Genomic DNA, 21,353 nt, shown 5'->3' on the forward strand with positions numbered 1-21,353 from the left:
GCGTCAGCCCGGTGTAAAGAGGGAACCCCCGGCCTGCCTGTACCAAGGATCCCAAAACGGTGGGCTCGCTGCTTTGCGCTGTGAGCCCGGTGTAAAGAGGGGAATCCCCGGCCTGCCTGTACCAAGGTCCCCGAAACGGGTGGTGAATCGAATCACCTGAGATAGATATTGCAGGCGGCGTGCCAGGTTTTGATTTGCTGTAACAAAAAATGCTTCGAAAACGCGAAAGCCCCGGAATACGGGGCTTTCGCTTATTTCAAGTCTGGGTTTTTCGGCACTTCGGAACTGGGCGATGAGAATCGGGCTCTGCGCGATCACGGGTCATCGTGCATTGATGCGGTGCACGGTGGCCCTCACCCTGACCCTCTCCCAAGGGAGAGGGGACTGACCGAGTTGCCCGGTCAAGTTACGCCGACCTGAGATACCGAGCCGAACCCAGGCCTCGAAACCACCCGAGATTGCTCCCTTCCCCCGGGAGAGGGCTGGGGTGAGGGGGATCGATCCTGAGTGCACGGCAACCCTTAAGCGTTAACCCTCTTCCCCCTCGTCATCATCCCCACCATCAACCTTCATCCCCAGTTCCTTGATCTTGCGCGTCAGGGTATTGCGCCCCCAACCCAGCAGCACCGCCGCATCACGCCGACGTCCTGCGGTGTGCTTCAAAGCAGTCTCGATCATGATCCGCTCGAACGCCGGCACTGCGCTGTCGAGCAGGCTCGACTGGCCGCGGGCCAAGGCCTGATCCGCCCACTGGCGCAGGGCCTGTTCCCAGTTGGTCACTGGCGCCGAATCCTGCGGCAGGTTGAGCAGTTCCGGCGGCAAATCGCTGATGTGCACTTCACGGCCGGAGGCCATGACGGTGATCCAGCGACAGGTGTTCTCCAGCTGGCGCACGTTACCTGGCCACGGCAGGTTTTTCAGGTATTCCTCGGTCTCGCTTTTCAGCAGCTTCGGCTCGACCGCCAGTTCCTGCGCGGCGCGGCTGAGGAAGTGCCGGGCCAGGGTTGGAATGTCTTCACGACGATCCGACAGGCGCGGGATGTGGATGCGGATCACGTTCAGGCGGTGGAACAAGTCCTCACGGAATTTGCCGGCGTGGACAAGTGTTTCGAGATTCTGGTGGGTCGCGGCGATGATGCGTACATCCACCTTGACCGGTACATGGCCGCCGACGCGGTAGAACTCGCCATCGGCCAGCACGCGCAACAGACGCGTCTGGGTGTCCGCCGGCATGTCGCCGATTTCATCGAGAAACAGCGTGCCGCCGTCCGCCTGTTCAAAACGACCGCGACGCAAATTCGCCGCGCCGGTGAACGCGCCTTTCTCGTGGCCGAACAGCTCGGATTCCATCAGATCCTTGGGGATCGCCGCCATGTTCAGCGCAATGAACGGCGAGGCCGCGCGTGGGCTGTGGCGGTGCAGGGCGTGGGCCACCAGTTCTTTACCGGTACCGGATTCGCCGTTGATCAGCACGGTGATGTTGGAGTGGCTCAGGCGCCCGATGGCGCGAAACACTTCCTGCATCGCCGGCGCTTCGCCGATGATTTCCGGGGTGCGGGTCAGCGCCGGCACAACCTCCAGGCCTTGCTGTTCCTGCGCATGCTGGTTGGCGCGTTTGACCAGCGATACCGCTTCATCGACGTCGAACGGCTTGGGCAGGTACTCGAAAGCGCCGCCCTGATAGGAGGCGACAGCGCTGTCCAGATCGGAGTGAGCGGTCATGATGATGACCGGCAGCCGTGGGTGCTGTTCGCGAATCCGCGCCAGCAGATCCAGGCCACTGGCGCCCGGCATGCGGATATCGGAAATGATCACGTCCGGCTGCTGCCGGGCCAGACGACTCATCACGCCATCGGCGCTGTCGAAGCTCTGGGTGGTCATGCCTTCCTGCTGCAAGGCTTTTTCCAGGACCCAACGGATAGAACGGTCGTCATCGACGATCCACACGGTTTCACTACGGCTCATGTCGATGTGGCTCCTTGTTCCAGTGGCAGGAAGATCGAGAAGGTGGTGTGGCCTGGATGGCTCTCACACTCGATCAGGCCCTGGTGCTGACTGATGATGTTCTGGGTAATGGCCAGGCCCAGCCCGGTACCATCCGGGCGGCCGCTGACCATGGGAAAGAAAATGGTTTCCTGCAGTTCCGCCGGAATGCCGGGACCGTTGTCGATGATCTCGATCTTGGTCACCAGACGATGGCGGATGTGGCCGATGGTGAACTGGCGCATGGCGCGGGTGCGCAGGCTGATGCGGCCCAGGCGCAGCTCGTTCTGGCTGCTGATGGCCTGCATCGCATTGCGCACGATGTTCAACACCGCCTGAATCATTTGCTCGCGGTCGATCAGAACGTCGGGAATGCTCGGGTCGTAATCACGCACCAGGGTGATGCAGCCCTGGCTTTCGGCTTCGACCAGATGGCAGACGCGTTCGAGCACTTCGTGGACGTTGCACATGGCCAGCGACGGCAGTTTGTTCGAGCCGAGCATGCGATCGACCAGATTGCGCAGGCGGTCGGCCTCTTCGATGATCACATTGGTGTAATCGCGCAGGCTTTCCTCCGGGAGTTCGCGGGCGAGCAATTGCGCTGCGCCACGGATGCCGCCGAGGGGGTTCTTGATCTCGTGGGCTAAACCGCGCACCAGCATCTTGCTGGTTTCCTGCTTGGACAGCTGCGCCTCTTCCTTGGTGATGCGCAACAGGCGATCACGCGGGTGCACTTCAAGCAAAAGCAAAGTCTCGCCGTTGCTGAGGATTGGCGTGACCGCGTAATCCACGGTCAGCGTCTGGCCGGTGAGGGCGGTGAGCATCGCTTCACGCTTGGTGAAAGGGTGCGCCTGCTCCACGGCCTGACGCAGGGAATTGAGCGCCTCGGGGGATTCGGTGAACAGCTCGCTGATGAACTGGCCGTGGCTGCGCTGACCGCTGACGGCCAACAGCATCTCCGCCGCCGGGTTCATGTACTCCAAGCGCAATTCGGCGTCGAGCAGGATGGTCGCCGTGGTCAGGTTGTCGAGCAGCAAACGGTGAATAGCGTCGCTTATGGTCATCTGGACCCCTTTTGGAGCAAGGCGTGCGCGAGAACAAAGCGCTGATGTCGGGAAAATGCAAAAACCAAACCAAGGCTCCGAAAAGAAGCGTTTAACCCCTGAAACAGGCGTTTGACGCGCGTTTGTATGGCACGAAGCCAGCTCAAACGGGAAGTTTCGAACCAAAATGGGTTGAGTTGTGGGCGAGATGCAGTTTAGTGCACCAATAGAGTGCGCGCGGCTGGCGGAGGTTAAAAGAAGCGCAGGAATGGATTTTTCGGCTCTTCAGGTTTGTCCTTGAGCGGACATTCCGGGCGCACGCCATAGTCGTCGGCAACGCAGGGTTTGACCTGGCGTTTCTGCGCCAGGGAAATCCGCAGCATGTGGAACGGCTGATTGGCGGTGCGTTCCACGGTACGCCCGGCGGCGTCGAGGATTTCGATCGAAAGGCTGTGGCTGCCGCGATCGATATTGCTCAGCGCAAATACCGGGCTGACGCCGGGCTCGCCAGTGGCCTTGCCATCCAGCAGCAGGCGATAACGATGGCCGCTTTGCAGGCCGGGCTCGCTGGTGACGCTGACGATCAGCTCGCCGGCGCTGCTGCGCAGAGTGGCATCAGGCTCCGGGATCAGAATGCGCAGCATGTCGTAGTGAAAGGGCGCTGGTTCGGCGGATTTTTTCGCTGTGGTGATCGGTGCTGCGGTGTTGGCAGGGACAGCCATGCGATTGCTCGTCGCGATCGGCACTCGCTTGGCGTTGGCGCGTGGCTGGTCGGTATAGACGCGGTTGCCCTGCGCGTCGACATAGGTAAAGACCTCCGCCAAGGTGTACGTCGACATCAGCGCCAGAATGAGTGCCAGCCCCGCGCGGATCATGGCGTATGCACCCGTTGCACGGTGAAGACGGCTGGCGGGCTCTGCTGAACGACGCTTTGGCCGTCGATCACTTGCACGGCCAGGCGATGCTCGCCGCGATCGATGTTGACCAGTTGCAGAACCGGCACGTTGCTCGGCTGGCCATAGGGCTCGTCGTCCAGCACCAGTCTCAGTTGATGCGGCGATTGCAGGCGCGGTTTGATCAGGACGTTGACCGTGAAGGTGCCGTTGTTGGCGCGCAGCGCCTCGTCAGTGGGCAGACCGGCGAGTTCGAGGATTTCATAGGCGTTGCGCGCTGGTTGCGGTGCTTCGGGGCGGGGTGATTGCGGCGCGCTCGGCGCTTGCGGCTCGACCCGATTGAGTGGTGGCAACTCGACCGGTTGCGCCTGCACGCCGTCCGGCGGCTGATTGCTGTACGCCGTGTTGCCGTTGGCGTCGGTGTACTTGTAGATCTGCGCGGCGGCGGGCAGGGCGATCAGCAGCAGAATGTAGAGAAGCGTGCGACCCATGAAATCGACCGGGGTTGGAAACTGTGGGTAGCAGCATAGGACAGGTGGGGCGGTTGGCCAAAACCGTTAATAACTGGAATTGAAAAGACTGGTAGCCAAAACACGGATCGTTCCCATGCTCTGCGTGGGAATGCCTCCTGGGACGCTCCGCGTCCAGTGACGCAGAGCGTCACGGGCTGCACTCCCACGCGGAGCGTGGGAACGATCAATGACCCACCGCCTTCGCGAGCAGGCTCGCTCCCACATGGAAAATGCGTTGCGCCGGGCAATAAAAAAGGCCTCCCGAAGGAGGCCTCTTGTGTCACGCCGCTTTACGCAGCGCTACCGGATCAGCAGCTGTAGTACAGCTCATATTCCAGTGGGTGCACGAAGGTGCGAACCTTGATTTCTTCTTCCGATTTCAGCGCGATGTAAGCGTCGATGAAGTCGTCGGAGAACACGCCGCCCTTGGTCAGGAACGCGCGGCCCTTGTCCAGCTCTTCCAGGGCTTCTTTGAGGCTGCCGCAAACCTGTGGAATCTCTTTCGCCTCTTCAGGCGGCAGGTCGTACAGGTTCTTGTCGGCGGCATCGCCTGGGTGGATCTTGTTCTGGATACCGTCCAGACCGGCCATCAGCAGAGCTGCGAAAGCCAGGTACGGGTTGGCAGCCGGATCCGGGAAGCGTGCTTCGATACGGCGGGCTTTCGGGCTCGACACGTAAGGAATACGGATCGAAGCGGAACGGTTGCGAGCCGAGTAGGCCAGCATTACCGGAGCTTCGAAGCCTGGCACCAGACGCTTGTAGGAGTTGGTCGCCGGGTTGGTGAAGCCGTTCAGGGCCTTACCGTGCTTGATGATGCCGCCGATGAAGTACAGAGCGGTATCGGACAGGCCGGCATAGCCTTCACCTGCGAAGGTGTTCTTGCCGTCTTTCCAGATCGACATGTGTACGTGCATGCCCGAACCGTTGTCGCCGTACAGTGGCTTCGGCATGAAGGTCGCGGTGCGGCCGTAAGCGTCGGCAACGTTGTGCACAACGTATTTCAGGGTCTGAACTTCGTCGGCCTTCTTCACCAGGGTGTTGAACTTGACGCCGATTTCGTTCTGGCCGGCAGTCGCCACTTCGTGGTGGTGAACTTCAACCGACTGACCCATTTCTTCCAGTGCGTTGCACATGGCGGTACGGATTTCGTGGTCGTGGTCGAACGGTGGCACCGGGAAGTAGCCGCCTTTCACGCCTGGACGGTGACCCTTGTTGCCGCCTTCGATGTCCTGGTCGGACATCCACGAACCTTGCTCGGAGTAGATCTTGAACATCGAGCCGGAGATGTCCGACTTGAATTTGACCGAGTCAAAGATGAAGAACTCAGGCTCTGGACCGGCGAATACGGTGTCACCGATACCGGTGGCTTTCAGGTGCTCTTCGGCGCGCTTGGCGATCGCACGAGGGTCGCGATCGTAGCCTTGCATGCTCGAAGGCTCGATGATGTCGCACACCAGAATCAGGGTTGGGTCTTCGGTGAACGGATCGAGCACGGCCGTTTCGTCGACCGGCATCAGGATCATGTCGGAGGCTTCGATGCCTTTCCAGCCGGAGATGGAGGAACCGTCGAACATCTTGCCGACTTCGAAGAAGTCGTCATCCAGCGCATCGCGAGCCGGCATGGTCACGTGGTGCTGAGTGCCTTTGGTGTCCGTGAAGCGCAGATCAATCCACTTGACGTCATGATCTTTGATGAGTTGAACCGACTTCGACATAGTGTCCTCCGGGTGAATTAGGGCGGGTAGTGGATGCCCTTAATAATGGTGATGCCGGCGCGAATACTCTGCCAAGGCAACCTGCCTCACAAGGGAGCAAATTGCATGCCAGTGCCCCAGCATGGGTTTTTTGCCCCAAATTCACGCTTATTAAGGCGTGCGAGGTACTGAATCGACAAATCCCGCCCCTTAATGTTGCGTTTAAATTCAGAAATGACCTGTTTTGGTGCAAGCAAAACCTTCTGCACATTAACTGGTTAAACCTTGAGCAATTTCCGCTATAATCCGCGCCCCCCTTTTTCGGCTGGCCGTTCGCGCGCTGTTTTCATGAAACTTATCGTAAAAGTCTTCCCCGAGATCACCATCAAAAGCCGACCTGTCCGGACGAAATTCATCCGCCAGTTGGCCAAGAACATCCGCACCGTGCTCCGTGACCTGGACCCGGCCGTGGTGGTGAACGGCGTGTGGGACAATCTCGAGCTGGAAACCCGCGTTACCGACCCCAAAGCCTTGAAAGAGATGGGCGAGCGCCTGACCTGCATGCCGGGTATCGCGCATTTTCTGCAGATCGACGAGTACCCGCTGGGCGACTTCGACGACATCACCGAAAAGTGCAAACAGCACTACGGCGATGCACTGGCCGGGAAGATTTTCTCGGTGCGCTGCAAGCGCGCAGGCAAGCATGCCTTCAGCTCGATGGACGTGGAAAAATACGTCGGCAGCAAGCTGCGTCGCGAGTGCGGTGCGGCCGGAATCGACCTTAAAGCACCGCAAATCGAAGTCCGTATCGAAGTTCGCGACAAACGGTTGTTCGTGATTCACAGCCAGCACAACGGCATCGGCGGCTACCCGCTCGGCGCGTTGGAGCAGACGCTGGTATTGATGTCCGGCGGCTTCGATTCGACCGTGGCGGCTTACCAGATCATGCGTCGCGGCCTGATGGCGCACTTCTGCTTCTTCAATCTTGGCGGGCGTGCCCACGAATTGGGCGTGATGGAAGTCGCGCACTTCATCTGGAAGAAGTACGGCAGCTCGCAACGCGTGCTATTTGTCAGTGTGCCGTTCGAGGAAGTGCTGGGCGAAATTCTCGGCAAAGTCGATAACAGTCATATGGGCGTGGTTTTGAAGCGTATGATGTTGCGCGCCTCGTCCGAGATCGCCGAACGCCTGCACATCGATGCACTGGTGACCGGTGAAGCGATCTCCCAGGTGTCGAGCCAGACGCTGCCGAACCTGTCGGTGATCGACTGCGTGACCGACAAGCTGGTGCTGCGGCCGCTGATCGTCGCGCACAAGCAGGACATCATCGACACCGCCAACGAGATCGGCACCGCCGATTTCGCCCGGCACATGCCGGAATACTGCGGCGTGATTTCGGTCAACCCCAAGACCGCCGCCAAGCGTGGCCGGGTTGAGCACGAAGAGAAAGAATTCGACATGGCGGTACTCGAGCGTGCGCTCGCCAACGCCAAACTGGTGCCGATCGATCGGGTAATCGACGAGTTGGGCCAGGATTTGCAAATTGAAGAAGTCAGCGAAGCGCTGGCCGGTCAGATCGTCATCGACATCCGCCACCCGGATGCCGCCGAGGATGACCCGCTGGAGCTCGCCGGCATAGAGGTACAGACGATGCCGTTCTATGCAGTGAACGCACGTTTCAAGGAACTGGACCCTACTCGCCAGTACCTGCTGTATTGCGACAAAGGCGTGATGAGTCGCCTGCATGCCCACCATTTGCTCAGTGAGGGGCATGCCAATGTGCGCGTTTATCGACCGAGCTAAGTGCCCGGGGCTGTTTGCCTGTGGCCTGCGTCACCGGCCCCCCGACACCGCCGTCAAGCTGTAACGGCCATGCCGGACACTACTGCTAATCGCTGCCATGACTTGTCAGCAAACCGAATCCTCTGATCGAGATACACAAGTGATCGAAAATCTACGCAACATCGCCATCATTGCCCACGTTGACCACGGTAAAACCACCCTGGTAGACAAACTCCTGCGTCAATCCGGCACCCTGGAGCGCAACGAGCTCAACGACGAGCGCGTGATGGACTCCAACGACCAGGAAAAAGAGCGCGGTATTACCATTCTGGCGAAGAACACCGCCATCAACTGGAACGGCTACCACATCAACATCGTGGACACCCCGGGCCACGCCGACTTCGGCGGCGAAGTTGAACGCGTAATGTCGATGGTCGACTCCGTTCTGCTGCTGGTTGACGCTCAAGACGGCCCTATGCCGCAAACCCGTTTCGTGACCAAGAAGGCTTTCGAAGCCGGCCTGCGTCCAATCGTGGTCATCAACAAGGTTGACCGTCCAGGCGCGCGTCCGGACTGGGTTCTGGACCAGATCTTCGACCTGTTCGACAACCTCGGTGCTACCGAAGAACAACTGGACTTCCAGGTTGTTTACGCTTCGGCCCTGAACGGTATTGCCGGTCTGGACCACACCGCCATGGCGGAAGACATGACTCCGCTGTACCAGGCAGTAGTCGACCACGTTCCGCCTCCGGCCGTTGACCGTGACGGTCCGTTCCAGATGCAGATCTCCGCTCTGGACTACAACAGCTTCCTGGGTGTTATCGGTGTTGGCCGTATCGCTCGTGGTCGCGTCAAGCCGAACACCCCGGTTGTCGCTATCAGCGCCGACGGCAAGCGTCGCAACGGTCGTATCCTGAAGCTGATGGGTCACCACGGTCTGCACCGCATTGACGTTGACGAAGCAGCAGCCGGCGACATCGTCTGCATCAGCGGCTTCGACGAGCTGTTCATCTCCGACACTCTGTGCGATATCAACACCGTCGAGGCGATGAAGCCGCTGACCGTTGACGAGCCAACCGTGTCCATGACCTTCCAGGTAAACGACTCGCCATTCTGCGGTAAAGAAGGCAAGTTCGTGACCTCCCGTAACATCAAGGATCGTCTGGACAAAGAGCTGCTGTACAACGTTGCACTGCGCGTTGAAGAAGGCGACTCGGCTGACAAGTTCAAGGTTTCCGGCCGTGGTGAGCTGCACCTCTCGGTACTGATCGAAACTATGCGTCGCGAAGGCTTCGAGCTGGCCCTGGGCCGCCCTGAAGTGATCATCCGTGAAGTCGACGGCGTGAAGCAGGAACCGTTCGAAAACGTCACCATCGACATCCCTGAAGAATCCCAGGGCAAGGTCATGGAAGAGATGGGTCTGCGTAAGGGCGACCTGAGCAACATGGTGCCGGATGGCAAGGGCCGTGTTCGTCTGGAATACAACATCCCTGCTCGCGGTCTGATCGGTTTCCGTAACCAGTTCCTGACCCTGACCAACGGTGCTGGCATCCTGACCTCGATCTTCGACCGTTACGCTCCAGTGAAGTCGGGCCACATGTCCGGCCGTCAGAACGGCGTTCTGGTTTCGGTTGAAACCGGCAAGGCTCTGACCTACTCGCTGGAAACCCTGCAGGCTCGTGGCAAGCTGTTCGTAGAACACGGCCAGGAGATCTACAACGGTCAGATCGTTGGTCAGAACAGCCGCGACAACGACCTGGGTGTCAACCCAACCAAAGGCAAGAAGCTCGACAACATGCGTGCTTCGGGTAAAGACGAAACCATCGCTCTGGTTCCACCTGTTCGCTTCACCCTGGAACAGGCTCTGGAATACATCCAGGAAGACGAGCTCTGCGAAGTCACGCCTAAGTCGATCCGTCTTCGCAAGAAGATCCTCGACGAAAGCGAGCGTACCCGCGCTGCCAAGAAAGCCAAGGCGTAATCCAGCCCTGGAATAGAAAACGCCCCCGGTCGCGAGACCGGGGGCGTTTTTGTTTGTCTGGCGTTTAGCGATATTTGTGCTGGCCCCATCGCTGGCAAGCCAGCTCCCACAGGGTTTTGGGTCGTATATAAAATATGTGTTCGACCACAATCATTGTGGGAGCTGGCTTGCCAGCGATGGCGGCCGGTCAGCCGCTGAAAATCTCAAGGCCGATCAAAATTTGTCGATGGCCCGGAAATTCTGCACCCGCTCGACTTCTTTCGGCTTATAAGCGCAATACCCCGGCCGCGGCCCGATCTTCGGGTGGTTGCGGCAGGTGTCCGGGCGCTTGTCATAAATGGTGCACAGGCGGGTTTTACGATCCAGGTAATAGCAGTCGTTGTTGCTCATGCGCTGCAGGGTGAAGATCCCCGACTTCTGATTGAAGCGCTCGACCAGACCTTCCTTTTGCAGACGCTTGGCGATGTTCTTTGGCGGATCGCCCAGTTCGAACTCGTCGACCACACCGATGCGCACCAGATCCTTGATCTTCACTTCGACCGGCAGCGTGCAGCAGCTGGACATGCACGAGCCGCACATCGGCGCCGAGTATTTGGCCCACGTATCGAGACGATCAATCTCGGCGGCGGCGATCAGGTTGGGCTTCATCATCGGGAGTTACCAGGCGTGTATGCATCAGGGCGCGCGATCATACCGGGAGCGGTGGAATTTTGAACAACCTTTCGCCGGATATTTTCGCAACGACTGCAATTTGCCCGACAGGACGGCACGGCCCCTGCATTCATTGGCTCATCCGCCAGGGTTATGTCGGACTGGTGCACAGTCCGCGCAAATACTGCCGAACCAGAGCCGTTACCGCCGGTCAGACCGTCTAGGCTCAGAAAATTCCCGCTCGCTCGAGGTCCTGTTGATGACTCAAGAACCACTAGTTCGCGAAGCAGAGGTGGCCGCGTTCCGCGACGCCGTCCTGACCAAACTCACCTACGCCGTGGGCAAAGACCCCGATCATGCCTTCGACCATGACTGGTTCGAAGCCATCGCCCTGGCTGCGCGTGATCACATGGTCGAACACTGGATGGACCACACCCGACAGATCTATCGCAAAGGCCAGAAGCGGGTTTATTACCTCTCGCTGGAATTTCTCATCGGCCGTTTGCTCTACGACAGCCTGAGCAACCTCGGCCTGCTCGACGTCGCCCGTGAAGCGTTGACCGAACTGGGCGTCGATCTGGAGCGCATTCGTCTGCTGGAGCCCGACGCGGCGCTCGGTAACGGCGGCCTCGGTCGGCTCGCGGCGTGTTTCATGGAAAGCATGTCCACCCTCGGCATCGCCGGCCATGGCTATGGCATTCGTTATGAGCATGGCTTGTTCCGTCAGGCGATCGTCGATGGCTGGCAACAGGAACAGACCGAGCACTGGCTGGATTTCGGCAACCCGTGGGAATTCGAACGGCCGGAAGTGGCCTACCCGATCGGCTTCGGCGGCAGCGTCGAAACCGTCACCGATGCCTCCGGCAAGACTCGTCAGGTCTGGTCGCCGGCGGAAACCGTGCGCGCAATTGCTTATGACACGCCGGTGGTCGGCTGGCGCGGGGCGAGCGTCAACACTCTGCGCCTGTGGCGTGCCCGCGCCATGGAAGACCTGCACCTGGAACGCTTCAACGCAGGTGACCACCTGGGCGCCGTGGCGGAAGTGGCCCGCGCCGAGAGTATCTCCCGCGTCCTTTATCCGGCCGACAGCACCGAAGCCGGGCAAGAACTGCGCCTGCGTCAGGAATACTTCTTCGTCGCCGCTTCGTTGCAGGATCTGCTGCGCCGTCACCGCAACATGCACACCTCGGTGCTGACCCTCGGTGATCACGCGGCGATCCAGCTCAACGACACTCACCCCTCGATTGCAGTGGCCGAGCTGATGCGCCAACTGGTCGACGTCTACGACGTCGCGTGGGACGCAGCATGGCAAGTCACCGTCGACACGCTGTCGTACACCAACCACACGCTGCTGCCGGAAGCACTGGAAACCTGGCCGGTCGGGCTGATGGAACGCATGCTGCCACGGCACATGCAGATCATTTACCTGATCAACGCACAGCACATCGATTCGTTGCGGGCCAAGGGCATTCATGACTTCGACGTGTTGCGTGCGGTGTCGCTGATCGAAGAAGACAACGGCCGCCGGGTGCGCATGGGCAACCTCGCGTTCCTCGGTTCGCATAGCGTCAACGGCGTGTCCGGTCTGCATACGCAGCTGATGCGCAAAACCGTATTCGCCGAACTGCACAAGCTCTACCCGGAGCGGATCAACAACAAAACCAACGGCATCACCTTCCGCCGCTGGCTGTATCAGGCCAACCCGGAACTGACCTCGATGCTGATCGACGCTCTCGGCCCGGATGTGCTCGACCATCCCGAAGAGCGCCTGCTCGAACTTGAACCGTTCGCCGAGAAAACCGCCTTCCGCAAAGCCTTCGCCGAGCAGCGGTTGCACAGCAAGAAGGCGCTGGCCTATCTGATTCACGAGCGCCTCGGGATCGCGGTCAACCCGGCAGCGATGTTCGACGTGCAGGTCAAACGTATCCACGAATACAAGCGTCAGTTGCTCAACCTGATGCACACCGTGGCGTTGTACCAGGCGATTCGTGCCGAGCCGGAAGTCGACTGGGTGCCACGGGTCAAGATCTTCGCCGGTAAAGCGGCGGCGAGTTATCACCAGGCCAAGCTGATCATCAAACTGACCAACGACATCGCTCGGGTGGTGAACAACGACCCGACCGTGCGTGGCCTGCTGAAAGTGGTGTTCCTGCCCAACTACAACGTCAGCCTGGCCGAAAGCATCATCCCGGCGGCGGACTTGTCCGAGCAGATTTCCACCGCCGGTTTCGAGGCGTCGGGCACCAGTAACATGAAGTTCGGCCTCAACGGCGCGCTGACCATCGGCACCCTCGACGGTGCCAACGTGGAAATGTGCGAGCGCATCGGTGCCGAGCACATGTTCATCTTCGGCCTCAGTGCGCAACAGGTTGAGGCGCGCAAGCAGAACCACGAGTTCAGCGCCGTACCCGACATCGCTGCCTCCCATCGTTTGAACGATGTGCTGCAAGCGATTCGCAGCGGTGTGTTCTCGCCGGACGATACCTCGCGTTATACCGGGCTGATCGACTCGTTGATCGACTATGACCGCTTCCTGGTCTGCGCCGACTTCGACTCCTACTGGGAAGCGCAGAAGCGCGTCGATGCGCACTGGCACGACTCGCAGAACTGGTGGCGTTCGGCGGTGCTCAACACCTCGCGGATGGGCTGGTTCTCTTCCGACCGGACGATTCGCGAGTACGCCACGGATATCTGGAAAGCGCTGGAGTAACTTTCCCCGACAAATCTGCGCAAGGCCCAACGTTTGTTGGGCCGGATCGATATACTGAGCGCCGGTTAAAAGGCATCAATCACCGCCGTACCCTGTGGGAGCGAGCCTGCTCGCGAAGCGATCGTCGACTTAAACAGAAATGTTGGCTGACAATCCGCCTTCGCGAGCAGGCTCGCTCCCACACGGTTTGTGCCTAGACTGAAGCCATCGCCGGACTCGCCCCGCCCCGGGGCTGCTTAGGGATATCGACCATGCAATGGATGTTCATGTTGATCGGGCTGGTGCTCGGTGGACTGCTCGACGAGTCATTCAGTGGCGCGCTGTTGGGTGCGCTGCTGGGGCTGGTCATCGGCCAGATGCTGCGCATTGCGCGCCTCGGCTCGCAGGCGGCGGAGCAACAGCGTCAACTCGAGCAGGTGCGCGAAGCCTTGCAAGGCGTGGCCCAGCGGCTGTTTGTGCTGGAAGGTTCGCCCTCGCATGCGCCCGCGCCGCCACCTGAAGCCGAGCCAGTCGCCGCACCCGTCGACGTGGCTGAGCAGGCTGCCCCGACCCCTGAACTGATCTGGGAACTGCCTCCCGAACTCGAACCGATTTCCGCCGTTGCCCGCGAAACCAGCCAGCCGCTGCCGGCCGATGTCTGGCGCGCCGAACCGGCTCCTGCGGCACCGCCACAAAAGCCCGCCGAACCCCGTGGCCCGAACCTGATCGAGCGCGGCATCAGCGCTGCGCGCAACTGGCTGTTTGGCGGCAACACCGTGCTGCGCGTCGGTGTGGTGCTGCTGTTTTTCGGTCTGGCATTTTTACTACGTTACGCCACCGAAGGCATGGTGGTGCCGATCGAGTTGCGTTACACCGGCGTCGCGGCAGCGGCGTTGGCTCTGCTTGCGCTGGGCTGGTGGTTGCGCCGACGCAACAGCAACTATGCATTGATGCTGCAAGGCACCGGGATCGCGGTGTTGTACCTGACGGTGTTTGCGGCGATGCGTCTGCATCCGTTGCTTGATCCGTCCGCTGCACTCGGTTTGCTGGTCGCGGTGACGGTGTTCTCGGCCATTCTGGCGATCACTCAGGATGCACTGGGGTTGGCCGCAGCGGCAGCGTTGGGCGGTTTCGCCGCGCCGATTCTGACGTCTACCGGCGAAGGCAATCACGTCGCACTGTTCAGCTATTTCGCTCTGCTCAACGCGGGCATTCTTGCTATCGCCTGGTTCAAGGCCTGGCGCCTGCTCAACCTGATCGGTTTCGTCGGCACCTTCGGTATCGGTTTCGCCTGGGGGCTGCGTTCCTACACGCCGGAACTGCTGTGGAGCACCGAGCCGTTCCTGATTGTGTTTTTCCTCATGTACCTCGCCATCGGCCTGCTGTTCGCCCGGCGTAAATTGCGCGAAATGGCGGGTGCCCCGGCGGAGGCTGACCGCGAGGCGCTGCTGCAATGGTCGGCCCGCAAGGGTGATTACGTCGACGGCACCATGCTGTTCGGCCCGCCGATCATTGGCTTCGGTCTGCAGTTTGCGCTGGTGCAGCATCTCGAATTCGCGGCGGCGTTCAGTGCTCTGGCGCTGGGCATGATCTATATGACGCTGGCCAAAGTTTTGATGGGCGGGCGCGCGATGCTGCTAGGTGAAACCTGCCTGGCGCTGGGAGTGATTTTTGCCAGCCTGGCGATTCCGCTGGGGCTCGATGCGCGCTGGACTTCTGCGGCGTGGGCCGTGGAAGGCGCAGGGATTTTCTGGCTTGGTTTACGTCAGCATCGACCGTTTGCCCGGGCCTTTGCCTTACTGCTGCAACTGGGTTCGGCACTGGCGTTTCTCAGCCAGTTGCAGCCCGGCGAGAGCAGCCTGCTCGACGGCGCACCGCTGGGCGCGCTGATGCTTGGCGCCGCGCTGCTGTTCAGTTTCCTTCAACTGCGCAAGGCTACGCCCGAGCAGACATCGCCGTGGGAAAGGCAAGGCCTGCCGCTGCTGGCGTGTCTGGGCCTGACGTTCCTTTATCTACTGGCACCGTTGTTCCTGTTCATCCAGGGCACGGCAATCAGTTGGGCCTTGGCCGGGTTGGCGACTTTGTTCGTGGGGCTGCGGATTCAATCACGCACATTCCTGTTCACCGCGTTCGCCGTGCAGTTGCTGGGCGGCGCGTTGTTCCTGCTGCGCCTGCAAACTGCCGGTGAAGATTCGGCGGCGGTGTTCAGCGCTGGCTGGAGCGGTTTGCTCAGTGCGTCCTTGATCGGACTGGCCTTGATTGGCGGCATGCTGCTCGCGGCTCGCGATGAGATGGTGCGCGCTGATGTGCGTCTGCTGCGCGGCTTGTCGGTGGTGTTGCTGGCGGGGTTGGTGCTGATCAATCTGGCGGTACTGTTCGTGCTGCCGTGGCAAACCGCGAGCGCGGTGTGGGCGGCCAGCGGTTTGCTGATCATCTGGCTGAGCCTGTACCTGCAACAGCGTCTGAGTTTCGTTTTCGGCCTGCTGTTGCAGGTGATCGGCGGCGTAGCGTTTCTGCTCGCCGGCCCCGAATGGCTCGGGCCGCTGTCCAGCGAAGGGCTGAAACCGTTGGCCCATGGCGGCTTCTGGACACCGCTGGTGCTGGGGCTGGCCGCGCTGATCGGCGCGTGGCGCTTGCAATTGGGCAACCATGCCACGGCTTTTGATGCCTTGAGTTTGCAGCGCTTGTCGCAAGTGCTGCTGGTCTGGGGCGCCGGTTGGTGGACGCTGGCGTGGGTCGGCGAGATCCTGCGTTTCGCTTCGCCGAACCTGCAAGGCGCATTGTTGCTGCTGGTCGCTGCGATCAGTGTGGCGCTGTGGACGATTTTGTCACTGCGCTTGAAATGGCCGGCGCTGGGGTTGCTCTGCACCTTACTGATTCCGGCGGCGGCGCTGGTCTTGCTCGGCGCGTGGCATGCACGCTATCACCCGGCTGCCGACTTCGGCTGGCTGGCGTGGCCGGCGCTGTTCGCGGTGCACTTCTTCACCCTGCGCCGCCTGGCGTCGATCTTGCCGGCGCGCGCATTGAGCGCGGCCCATGTGTTCGGTTGCTGGCTGTTGATTGGCGTGCTGGCGCTGGAGTTGCGTTACGGCCTGCTGTTGTTGTCCGAGCAGTACAACGCGTGGCGGTGGCTGGGCTGGGCGATTCTGCCGAGCCTCTATCTGTTGCTGATGGCTGCTCCCCGTTCGTGGCCGTGGCCGGTGGCCGCATTTGCCCGCGAGTACCGCTTGTACGCAGCGGCACCGCTGGCGGTGCTGATGCTGGCGTGGTTCTGGCTGGCCAATGGCGTCAGCGATGGCAATGCCGAACCATTGCCTTACGTGCCGCTGCTCAACCCATTGGAGCTGGGTCTGCTGTTTGCGCTGTTCGGCGTTTATGCCTGGTCGCGCAGCGCCGTCGCGCAGCTGTCGATCCGTCAGGATTATGCCGACAAGGCTACGCAACTGATCGCCGGGGTTTCGCTGTTCGCCTTCTGCACCGCGCTGGTCACCCGCGCGGCGCATCACTGGGCCGGCATCCCGTTCGAGCTTGATCAACTGCTCGCGTCGATGCTGGTGCAGGCCGGCCTGTCGATCGTCTGGACGTTGATGGCGCTGGGGCTGATGATCGGCGGCCATCTGCGCCATCGCCGCGAAGTGTGGCTGATCGGCGCGGCGCTGATCGCGCTGGTGGTGGCCAAGCTGATTTTTGTCGAACTGAGCAACCGTGGCGGCCTCGCCCGGATCGTCTCGTTTATCGGCGTTGGCGTGTTGCTGCTGGTGGTCGGCTACTTTGCGCCGCTGCCACCCAAACGCGTCGAGGCTGAACCGGCGGCGGACAAACCCGCGCCGGAAACCGAAGGAGTTGCATCTTGAGTCGCATGCTGAATCTGGGTTGGTTGGCGCTGGGCGTGGTGATGGTCGCTGGTGCTCAGGAAAAACCGGCGGACTTCGCCACGCAAGTGCCGTTGACGGTGAGCGGCAATGGCCCGTGGTATCGCCTCGACTTGCCGCTGAGCGCGCAATTGCAGGCGCGCCAGACCGATCTCAGCGACCTGCGTGTGTTCAACGCCGCCGGCGAAGCGCAGGCCTACGCCTTGGCTCGCGAATCGGCGCAGACCCGCGACGACGGCAAGCTGCACGAGGTCAAATGGTTCCCGCTGTACAACGCCGCCGACGCCAGCGAGCGCGCGCCGAATGTGCGCGTGCAGTCGACCACCAACGGTACCCTGGTCGAAGTGCAACCGTCCTCGCAACTGGAGGCGGGCGAAGAAGTGCTGCGCGGCTGGCTGCTCGATGCCAGTGCGATCAAGGCACCGTTGCAGCAGTTGATCCTCGACTGGACCAGCGAGCGCGACGGTTTCCAGCGTTTCAGCATCGAGGCCAGCGACGATCTGCAGCACTGGCAGTCATGGGGCGAGGGCCAGGTGGCACGGCTGACCTTTTCCGATGAGCGCATCGAACAGCACGAAGTGACCCTGCCGGGGCAGACCGCGCGCTATGTGCGCCTGCTGTGGGAGTCGCTGGGTTCGGCGCCCGTCCTGACGTCGGCGCAATTGAAAAGCAGCGACCCGCGCAACCTGCCGCTGCCTTTGGTCTGGTCGCCCAGCGTGGCCGGCAGCAGCACCAAGTCCGGGGAATACATCTGGCAGTTGCCCATGGGGCTGAATGTCGAGCGGGTGCAGATCGAGCTGAAACAGCCGAACAGTCTGGCGCCGGTCACGTTGGCCGGCCGGCGCGAGAGCAACTTGCCGTGGCAGCCACTGAGCAGCGGTTTGCTGTATCGCCTGAGCCAGAACAATCAGGACGTGGTCCAGAACGAAATCCCGCTGTCCGGGCAGACCGTGCAGCAACTCAAGCTGACCGTGGATGAGCGCGGCGGCGGTCTGGGTGAGCAGGCGCCGGACCTGAAATACGCGGTGCGCGCCACGCAGGTGATCTTCCTCGCCCGGGGCGAAGGGCCGTACAGCCTGGCCTTGGGCAATGCCACGGTGAAAACGGCGAACCTGCCGCTGGCAACGTTGATTCCGGATTTCAAGCCAGAAAAGCTGGCGAGCCTGGGCAAGGCGACGGTGCAGGACGAAGCGAAGGCCACGCAAACTTCGGCGGCGACGACGGCTGCGGTGGCCGGGACCAACTGGAAGAAGTTCGGGCTGTGGGCGGTGTTGCTGCTCAGTGTGGTGTTTCTCGGGGCGATGGCGTTCAGCCTGTTGCGCAAACCGCCAGCCAATACCTGAGCATGGCGGCGCTTTGCGCCATTCGCGAGCAGGCTCGCTCCCACAGTGATCTCGGTCGTTCACATATTTTGTGTACACCACACATCCTGTGGGAGCTGGCTCGCCAGCGATGGCGGCCGGTCAAACAACAAAAATTCATCAGACTGCCGCTATCGCTCAACCACCACCCGCCCCATTTCCAACTACGCTAAACCCGACACCTGAACTCTCCACCAACAATCACGTCTCATACAGGCAAATACACCCAGGCGCAGGTTAGCCGGCGTCTTCGCTCGCTAGGTTTTCAGACTCCCTGTAAACTGCGCGGGTTTTCCGCCCCCCATTCCACCGGAGCCGTCCATGTCCCGCGTTACCTTGAGTCGCTATTTGATTGAGCAGACCCGCAGCAACAACACTCCTGCCGATCTGCGCTTTTTGATCGAAGTGGTAGCGCGTGCCTGCAAGGAGATCAGCCACGCCGTGTCCAAAGGCGCCCTGGGTGGTGTTCTGGGCAGCATGGGCACCGAGAACGTGCAAGGCGAAGTGCAGAAGAAGCTCGACGTGATCTCTAACGAGATCCTGCTCGAAGCCAACGAATGGGGCGGTCACCTGGCCGGCATGGCGTCCGAAGAAATGGACAACGCCTACCAGATCCCGGGCAAATACCCGAAAGGCGCATACCTGCTGGTCTTCGACCCACTGGACGGCTCGTCGAACATCGACATCAACGCCCCGGTCGGCACGATCTTCTCGGTATTGCGTTGCCCGAACGAATACCTGAGCCAGAACGAGCCGCTGAACGAAAAAGCCTTCCTGCAGCCAGGCACCCAGCAAGTGGCCGCCGGTTACGCCATCTACGGCCCGCAGACCATGCTGGTGCTGACCCTGGGCGACGGCGTCAAAGGCTTCACCCTGGACCGCGAAATGGGCAGCTTCGTACTGACTCACGAAGACATCACCATCCCGGAAACCACCCAGGAATTCGCCATCAACATGTCCAACCAGCGCCACTGGGAAGCCCCGGTACAGCGCTATGTCGGCGAGCTGCTGGCCGGTGAAGAAGGTCCGTTGAAGAAGAATTACAACATGCGCTGGGTCGCGGCGATGGTTGCCGACGTACACCGCATCCTGACCCGCGGCGGTCTGTTCATGTACCCGCGCGACAGCCGCGAGCCGTCGAAACCGGGCAAGCTGCGCCTGATGTATGAAGCCAACCCGATGTCGTTCCTTGTCGAACAAGCCGGCGGCGCGTCCACCGACGGTCACCAGCGCATTCTCGACATCCAGCCGGAAGGCCTGCACCAGCGCGTTGCAGTGTTCCTCGGTTCGAAAGAAGAAGTCGCCCGCGCCACGGCCTACCACAAGGAATAAACCATGCACGCGCCCTGGCAGCCGTTGCTCGACTGGTGGTTCGGACACGCCGAATCAGCCAGCGAAGTGGCGGCCGAAAAGGGCAAGTTGTGGTTCGGCAAGCGAAACAGCCAAGACCTCGAAGCGCAGACGCGTTTCGGGGTCTTTGTCGATCAGGCCCTGGCCGGCGAATTGACTGAGTGGACGCAATGTCCCGAAGGCTGGCTGGCGGTAGTGCTGCTGCTCGATCAGCTGCCGCGCATGATTTATCGCGACACTCCCAAAGCCTTTTTCGGTGATCTGCTTGCACAGAAACTTGTCGCGCAAGGCATTGCGGCAGATTTTGATCGGCAGTTGAAGCCGATTCAGCGTGTGTTCATTTATCTGGTGTTCGAACACTGCGAAAACCTCGCGGTGCAGAACGAAGCCGTTTCCAGATTTATTGAATTGGTGGCTGAGCAGCCAGAGTCGGAGCGGGCGGTGTTTGCCGATAACCTGGACTACGCCGAGCGGCATCAGAAGGTGATTGCCCGGTTTGGAAGGTTTCCGCATCGCAATGCGGTGTTGGGGCGGGAGTCTACGTCTGAGGAATTGGAGTTCCTGTCCAGGCCCGGCTCAAGATTCTGAATCTTCAGTGCGGCTTATGCCGCTTTCGCGAGCAGGCTCGCTCCCACAATTGAAATGCATTCCACTGTGGGAGCGAGCCTGCTCGCGAAGAGGCCTGAGGCTGCAGCTTAGATCCTGAAGCTGCCGACCAGATGCTTCAACCGCGCCGCCTGTTGCTCAAGGTCCGAACACGCGCGCAACGTCGCCTGCAAGTTCTCCACGCCTTCCTGATTCAGCGTGTTGATCTCGTTGATATCAACGTTGATCGACTCGACCACGGCGGTCTGTTCTTCGGTCGCGGTGGCTACCGACTGGTTCATCCCATCGATTTCGCCGATGCGCTGGGTCACGCTGCCCAGGCGCTCGCCGGCCTGGTTGGCGATGCCGACGCTGCTTTCGCTCTCGCGCTGGCTCTCGGTCATGATGCTCACCGCCTGGCGTGCGCTGACCTGCAGCTCTTCGATCATCTTCTGCACTTGCTGCGCCGAATCCTGGGTGCGGTGCGCAAGGTTGCGCACCTCGTCGGCGACCACGGCGAAACCGCGTCCGGCCTCACCGGCACGCGCGGCTTCAATGGCGGCGTTGAGTGCGAGCAGGTTGGTCTGCTGGGAAATGCTGGTGATCACTTCGAGAATCTGGCCGATGTTCACCGTGTTGCTGTTCAGCGTTTCGATATTGCCGCAGGAATCGCTGATCTTCGCCGACAGTTGTTGCATGGCGTGGATGGTTTTATCCACCACCTGCTGGCCGTCGACCGCGAGGCTGCGCGCATCGCTGGAATGCTGCGAGGCGAGCGCGGCGTTCTGGGCGATTTCCTGAGCGGCGGCGCCGAGCTGATTGATCGCGGCGGCGACGCTGTTGGTGCGGCTGGCCTGCTGGTCGGAGTTGTACATCGACGAGTTCGAGGCAGCGACCACACGCAGGGCGACTTCGTTGACCTGGCCGGTGGCCGAGGACACTTCGCGGATCGACGTA

The 21,353-nt window shown here is 60.9% G+C and carries 14 protein-coding genes; 7 read left to right on the forward strand and 7 right to left on the reverse strand.

Annotated elements, in window-relative coordinates; all coding sequences use genetic code 11:
- Positions 1-528: 528 nt before the first annotated feature.
- The 5 genes from ntrC to glnA all read right to left on the reverse strand — a co-directional run bounded on the left by ntrC (position 529) and on the right by glnA (position 6,146).
- Complete coding sequence (gene ntrC / locus PSH90_RS01615) at positions 529-1,965, reverse strand: nitrogen regulation protein NR(I) (RefSeq protein WP_016772108.1); 1,437 nt, start codon at positions 1,963-1,965, stop codon at positions 529-531.
- Positions 1,962-3,047, reverse strand: coding sequence for a nitrogen regulation protein NR(II) (glnL, locus tag PSH90_RS01620; RefSeq protein ID WP_024011230.1), 1,086 nt, complete (start codon positions 3,045-3,047; stop codon positions 1,962-1,964). Before glnL ends, ntrC begins: the two co-directional genes overlap by 4 nt.
- Positions 3,048-3,277: 230 nt before the next feature.
- Positions 3,278-3,901, reverse strand: a complete 624-nt coding sequence (locus PSH90_RS01625) for a DUF4124 domain-containing protein (protein WP_252887176.1) — start codon at positions 3,899-3,901, stop codon at positions 3,278-3,280.
- The gene (locus PSH90_RS01630) at positions 3,898-4,410 is read right to left on the reverse strand and encodes a DUF4124 domain-containing protein (protein WP_252879273.1); all 513 of its coding nucleotides are present in this window, start codon (positions 4,408-4,410) and stop codon (positions 3,898-3,900) included. The genes PSH90_RS01625 and PSH90_RS01630 overlap by 4 nt, the downstream gene beginning before the upstream one ends.
- Before the next feature lie 329 nt (positions 4,411-4,739).
- Positions 4,740-6,146 (reverse strand): type I glutamate--ammonia ligase, encoded by a 1,407-nt coding sequence (gene glnA, locus PSH90_RS01635; RefSeq protein ID WP_016772104.1) that lies wholly within the window; start codon positions 6,144-6,146, stop codon positions 4,740-4,742.
- 327 nt (positions 6,147-6,473) lie between these two features.
- Between glnA and thiI the strand changes: the two genes are divergently transcribed.
- The gene (gene thiI / locus PSH90_RS01640; protein ID WP_024011233.1) at positions 6,474-7,928 is read left to right on the forward strand and encodes a tRNA uracil 4-sulfurtransferase ThiI; all 1,455 of its coding nucleotides are present in this window, start codon (positions 6,474-6,476) and stop codon (positions 7,926-7,928) included.
- A gap of 139 nt (positions 7,929-8,067) precedes the next feature.
- The gene (typA, locus tag PSH90_RS01645; protein WP_016772102.1) at positions 8,068-9,888 is read left to right on the forward strand and encodes a translational GTPase TypA; all 1,821 of its coding nucleotides are present in this window, start codon (positions 8,068-8,070) and stop codon (positions 9,886-9,888) included.
- A 213-nt stretch (positions 9,889-10,101) separates the two neighbouring features.
- On the opposite strand, the gene PSH90_RS01650 is transcribed toward typA, so the two are convergent.
- Positions 10,102-10,539: a YkgJ family cysteine cluster protein gene (locus PSH90_RS01650; RefSeq protein WP_016772101.1), complete on the reverse strand. Its 438-nt coding sequence runs from the start codon at positions 10,537-10,539 to the stop codon at positions 10,102-10,104.
- Positions 10,540-10,798: 259 nt separating this feature from the next.
- On the opposite strand from PSH90_RS01650, the gene PSH90_RS01655 reads away from it, so the two are divergent.
- The 5 genes from PSH90_RS01655 (at position 10,799) to PSH90_RS01675 (ending at position 20,399) form a co-directional block, all read left to right on the forward strand.
- Positions 10,799-13,249, forward strand: a complete 2,451-nt coding sequence (locus PSH90_RS01655) for a glycogen/starch/alpha-glucan phosphorylase (RefSeq protein WP_041477535.1) — start codon at positions 10,799-10,801, stop codon at positions 13,247-13,249.
- Positions 13,250-13,500: 251 nt separating this feature from the next.
- The gene (locus tag PSH90_RS01660; RefSeq protein ID WP_305382019.1) at positions 13,501-17,082 is read left to right on the forward strand and encodes a DUF2339 domain-containing protein; all 3,582 of its coding nucleotides are present in this window, start codon (positions 13,501-13,503) and stop codon (positions 17,080-17,082) included.
- A complete protein-coding gene (locus PSH90_RS01665) occupies positions 17,079-18,443 on the forward strand; it encodes a DUF3999 domain-containing protein (protein ID WP_150637988.1) in 1,365 nt (454 codons plus the stop codon). The genes PSH90_RS01660 and PSH90_RS01665 overlap by 4 nt, the downstream gene beginning before the upstream one ends.
- Positions 18,444-18,782: 339 nt before the next feature.
- The gene (locus PSH90_RS01670; protein ID WP_016772098.1) at positions 18,783-19,793 is read left to right on the forward strand and encodes a class 1 fructose-bisphosphatase; all 1,011 of its coding nucleotides are present in this window, start codon (positions 18,783-18,785) and stop codon (positions 19,791-19,793) included.
- Between the two features lie 3 nt (positions 19,794-19,796).
- Positions 19,797-20,399, forward strand: coding sequence for a DUF924 family protein (locus tag PSH90_RS01675; protein ID WP_305382021.1), 603 nt, complete (start codon positions 19,797-19,799; stop codon positions 20,397-20,399).
- Positions 20,400-20,506: 107 nt separating this feature from the next.
- Here the strand turns inward: PSH90_RS01675 and PSH90_RS27410 are convergent, their stop codons facing one another.
- Positions 20,507-21,271: a methyl-accepting chemotaxis protein gene (locus tag PSH90_RS27410; protein ID WP_370695127.1), complete on the reverse strand. Its 765-nt coding sequence runs from the start codon at positions 21,269-21,271 to the stop codon at positions 20,507-20,509.
- Positions 21,272-21,353: the final 82 nt, after the last annotated feature.

Origin of the sequence: Pseudomonas sp. FP1762, from assembly GCF_030687105.1 — a bacterium.
Classification (GTDB): Bacteria; Pseudomonadota; Gammaproteobacteria; order Pseudomonadales; family Pseudomonadaceae; genus Aquipseudomonas; species Aquipseudomonas siliginis.